At 69.5% G+C, this 3,617-nt stretch carries 6 protein-coding genes; all 6 read right to left on the minus strand.

Going from position 1 to position 3,617, the window contains the following annotated elements; translation table 11 throughout:
• Nucleotides 1-152: 152 nt before the first annotated feature.
• Nucleotides 153-533, minus strand: a complete 381-nt coding sequence (locus AADR41_RS41550; RefSeq protein ID WP_342287626.1) for a hypothetical protein — start codon at nt 531-533, stop codon at nt 153-155.
• Between the two features lie 71 nt (nt 534-604).
• The gene (locus AADR41_RS41555) at nt 605-1,396 is read right to left on the minus strand and encodes a DUF4253 domain-containing protein (protein WP_342287627.1); all 792 of its coding nucleotides are present in this window, start codon (nt 1,394-1,396) and stop codon (nt 605-607) included.
• A gap of 62 nt (nt 1,397-1,458) precedes the next feature.
• The gene (locus AADR41_RS41560; protein WP_342287628.1) at nt 1,459-2,130 is read right to left on the minus strand and encodes a maltokinase N-terminal cap-like domain-containing protein; all 672 of its coding nucleotides are present in this window, start codon (nt 2,128-2,130) and stop codon (nt 1,459-1,461) included.
• A 29-nt stretch (nt 2,131-2,159) separates the two neighbouring features.
• A complete protein-coding gene (locus AADR41_RS41565; protein WP_342287629.1) occupies nt 2,160-2,411 on the minus strand; it encodes a DUF397 domain-containing protein in 252 nt (83 codons plus the stop codon).
• Complete coding sequence (locus tag AADR41_RS41570) at nt 2,411-3,232, minus strand: helix-turn-helix domain-containing protein (RefSeq protein WP_342287630.1); 822 nt, start codon at nt 3,230-3,232, stop codon at nt 2,411-2,413. Before AADR41_RS41570 ends, AADR41_RS41565 begins: the two co-directional genes overlap by 1 nt.
• 78 nt (nt 3,233-3,310) lie before the next feature.
• The coding region (locus AADR41_RS41575) for a HEAT repeat domain-containing protein (protein WP_342287631.1) at nt 3,311-3,617 on the minus strand (307 nt) is incomplete at its 5' end.

The raw sequence follows: 3,617 nt of genomic DNA on the forward strand, positions 1-3,617 counted from the left end.
GGCAACGGCGGGGTCGGTGTCGCGGTTGGCGTCGTCCGGGGCCGGCTCGGGGTTCATGGGCGGTGTTCCTCCGTTCGAGGGCTCGGAACCAGTTGATCAGGGACGGTCGATCAGTGCCGATCGATCAGGGCCGGCTGACCGGGGCCGGCTGCTCAGGGCCAGTTGATCAGGGTCATGAAGGCGACCCAGGTGAAGAACACGGTGGCGGGTGCGGCCACGGCGAGACCGATCGCAGCCGGTGGCCTGCGCCTGGTGAGAACCCAGCTCGCCACCAGGATGACCAGGGCCAGGAGCAGACCGCAGCAGGAGACCGTCCAGGCCGGACCGAAACTTGCGTCGAACCGGTCGGCATCCGCCTCCGAGCAGGAGTCGCAGGCCATCGGCGAAAGCATGCTGTACACCAGGGCGAAGAACGCGAGCGGGAGCGTGACGACCGTGGAGATCAGCGAGGCGATCCAGGTGTGCCGGGCACTGCCGGTGATCTCGGTGGTCTCGGTGCTGTCGGGGGCGTCGTCCGTGATGTTGTCGGGCATGCGTGCGATTCAACCGGGTGCCCCGGTGCGGCACATGAGTTGCCGTACCTAGGGCCTCCGGTCGGTTCCGGTCAGTCCCACCAGAAGGACCAGGTCTCCTGGTTCAGCACCATCTTCTCGGCGTAGACGTCCAGGTCGTACGGCGGGTTCTGCTCGATGTTGTCCGGGCAGAACGCGAAGTGCTCGGCGGCGACCGCGCGGGCCTCCGGGAGGGTGGTGGGCGGGCGGCCCACCGAGACCATCAGGGTGTCGAAGCCCAGCACCACGACCCGTATGCCGAAGCGGTCCTCCCAGGAGCGGAGCACGGCACAGAGCCGGGCCGTGTCCTCCTCGTAGTTGAGCGGGCCCGACCAGCCGATCGCCGCCGGTATGTCCGCGCTGCGCCGGGCCGGGACGAGCGCCACCCGCGAGCCGGGGTACCAGCCGTCCGGGCCGACGCACTCCTCGGCGATCGCGGCAGCCAGGTCGTCGGGGGCGTCCTGGCCCTCGGCGGCCGGGACGGGGGCCAGGCCCGGCCACTCGGCCTCGGCGGCGTCGAGCTCCTCGGGCGCGCAGTCCTTCCAGTACTCGCTGAGCACTTCCTCGGCGTCGTGGTCGCCGGGGTACGACGCGCTGTCCGGGGTCAGGTCCCAGGTGTCGGGCCACTGGTCGCGCCGCCCGCCGTCTATCAGCACGGGGAGCAGCCCGACCGTCCGCCCGGCCGCGCGCAGCGTGCGCCATGTGCCGTGGGTCGCGGGCTCGTCGGCACACCAGAGCAGCGGCTCGTGCCAGGTGCCGTCGATCGTGGCGTCCACCAGTGAGCCGGGCGGGAGTTGGAGCCCTGACGTGGCCAGGGACGGGAGCGGATTCGGGAGCATCGCCATGACTACGACTCTAGGCGCGGCCACTGACAACCGGCCGGGCGCCGCAGTGCGGTGCGGTGCGGCTACGGGTGCGCGTGAACCTCGACGAACGTGGTGGGCGCCGTGGTGCCGTCGGGCAGTGGTGCGGGCGCGGTGACGTGGCCGAGCGCCTGGCCGTTCGCGCTTTGGCCGGGCCGGCCGGGCCGGAGTTCGCGGTTGATGTGGAGGGTGAGTTGGCGTCCGTCGGGTGCCGTCGTGACCAGGATGGCTGTTCCGTCCGGGCTGTTGGCGGCGGTGGAGGCGGCGAACTCCGCCGTGATGCCGGGTTCGTCGAGCCGGGCGGTGACGGACGGGTCCGGGGTGTCGCTCGTGCTCTGCATCTGCGGCTCGGCCTGGCCGACGACGAGCGCGAGGAGCTGGGCCACGACGACCGGGTCATGCGCTCCGTCGTACACCCAGCGCTTCCCCAGTACGCCGTGCTCGGTCGTGCCGATGAGCGCGTTGTCGGCGCCCGGGAGCGGTTCGCCGCGGTAGCTGAACAGCACCTGGTACGTGGCTGGTTGGGTCCCGGAGGTGTCGGTGACCACCATGAACTCGATCCCGACCTCGCCCTTCGGGTCGTCCAGGCGGAACCCGCCGGTCCGGTCCAGCTCGGGCTGCTGCCCCGTGCCGCGGTACCAGGGCTGTGCGGGCAGCCAGGTGGCGAGGAGTTCCAGCTTGGTGGGCGTCAGGGTGGTGCGGTGGATGACAGCCATGGCGGTGTGTTCCTCCCGGGGGCGTGGGTTCAGGCGAGTCGCGGGTCGGCGGCGAAGCCGGCGAAGGCCGTCCAGGTGGTGGGGGCGACGGTGAGGACGGGGCCGTCGGGGTTCTTGGAGTCGCGGATGTGGATGGCGGCGGGGTGGGCGGCGATCTCGACGCATTCGCCGCCTTCGCTGCCGCTGTAACTTGATTTCTGCCAGTTGTAGGCGACTTCGAGGCATTCGCCGCCGTCGCTGCCGCTGTAGCTGGACTTGAACCACTCTCGTGCGGTGCTCATCACTCTCCTAGCAGCCGGTCCAGCAGGCCCTTCGTTGCCTCGGCGTTGAGAGCCTGCGTCCGCAGCATCGCATATTTCTGAGAGAGGATGCTGATCTCGTCCGGGTTGGAGATGAGCTGGCTGCCGCGCTGAGTTTCGGTATAAGCGACGCGTTGATAGTCCGGCGTTTCCAGCAGGATGAACGGCCCGTCGAGCGCCGCATGAGTCGTCCGGCCCAGCGGCATGACCTGGAGAGAGATGCCCGGCAAGTCGGCGCAGTCCCGGAGGCAGTGCAAGGTTTCCCGGTACACCTCGTCGCCCCCGAGGCGGTCTCGGACAATGGCCTCGGAGATGACGAAGCTGGTGGTCGGTGGCACTTCGCGGCGCAAGATCTCCTGACGCTCCAGTCGTGTGCCGACGTGTGCGTCGATCTCCTCCCTGCTGAACGTGGGAACTCGGCTGTTGAACACGGCACGTGCGTAGTTCTCGGTCTGGAGCAGGCCGGGCAGGACTTGATTCGCGAAGAAGCACAGTGCCAGGGCCTCCCGTTCCAGTTCCAAGTACTCCTCCGCCCACGCCGGAATCAGGTCGACCTCCGGCAGGTTCGCCACTGCCTCCCTCAACGCGCCCTTGGTGTCCAGCCGTTCGTCCAACTTGGCGGCGAGGTCGGGCAGTAGCGCCCGTCTGCCCTGTTCGATGGAGGCGATTGTCTCCACCTGATGGCCCACCAGTTCTGCGAGTTGGGTCTGGGTCAGGCCGGCCGCCCTGCGGAAGACGGCGACCAATCTGCCCACGAGTTTCATTGCCGACGCGTTCTTGCGCTTCCGCTTTCCGGGGTGCATGCGGAGCGAACTTCCACGTGCGTGCTCGCGTCACGCGCGTACGACCCGTACAAGAAATCCTTACGGGTGCGAGTCCCGTCAGGACCGGGGCTCGGGCGGGGTCCATTCGACGGCCTCCCGGACCGTCGCGTCCGGGTCCTGGGCGAGGCGGTGGAGGAGTTCCTTGGCGGCAGGGCTCGACCAGTTCTCGACGGTCCATACGAGGGCCCTGCGGACCTTCGGGTCCGGGTGGTCCGCGAGGTGGGCCAGTTGATCGACTGGCCCGCGTCGGCGCATCCCGAACCAGTGGAGGGCCTGGACGAGCTGCTCGGGGTCGCCGGGGCTGCCCGCTGCGGCGATTTGGCGCAGGAGGACCGCGGAGGCGGGGGGAGGGCCGTCGAGGGGG

The sequence above is a fragment of the Streptomyces sp. CLV115 genome (assembly GCF_038448545.1).
Classification (GTDB): Bacteria; Actinomycetota; Actinomycetes; order Streptomycetales; family Streptomycetaceae; genus Streptomyces; species Streptomyces sanglieri.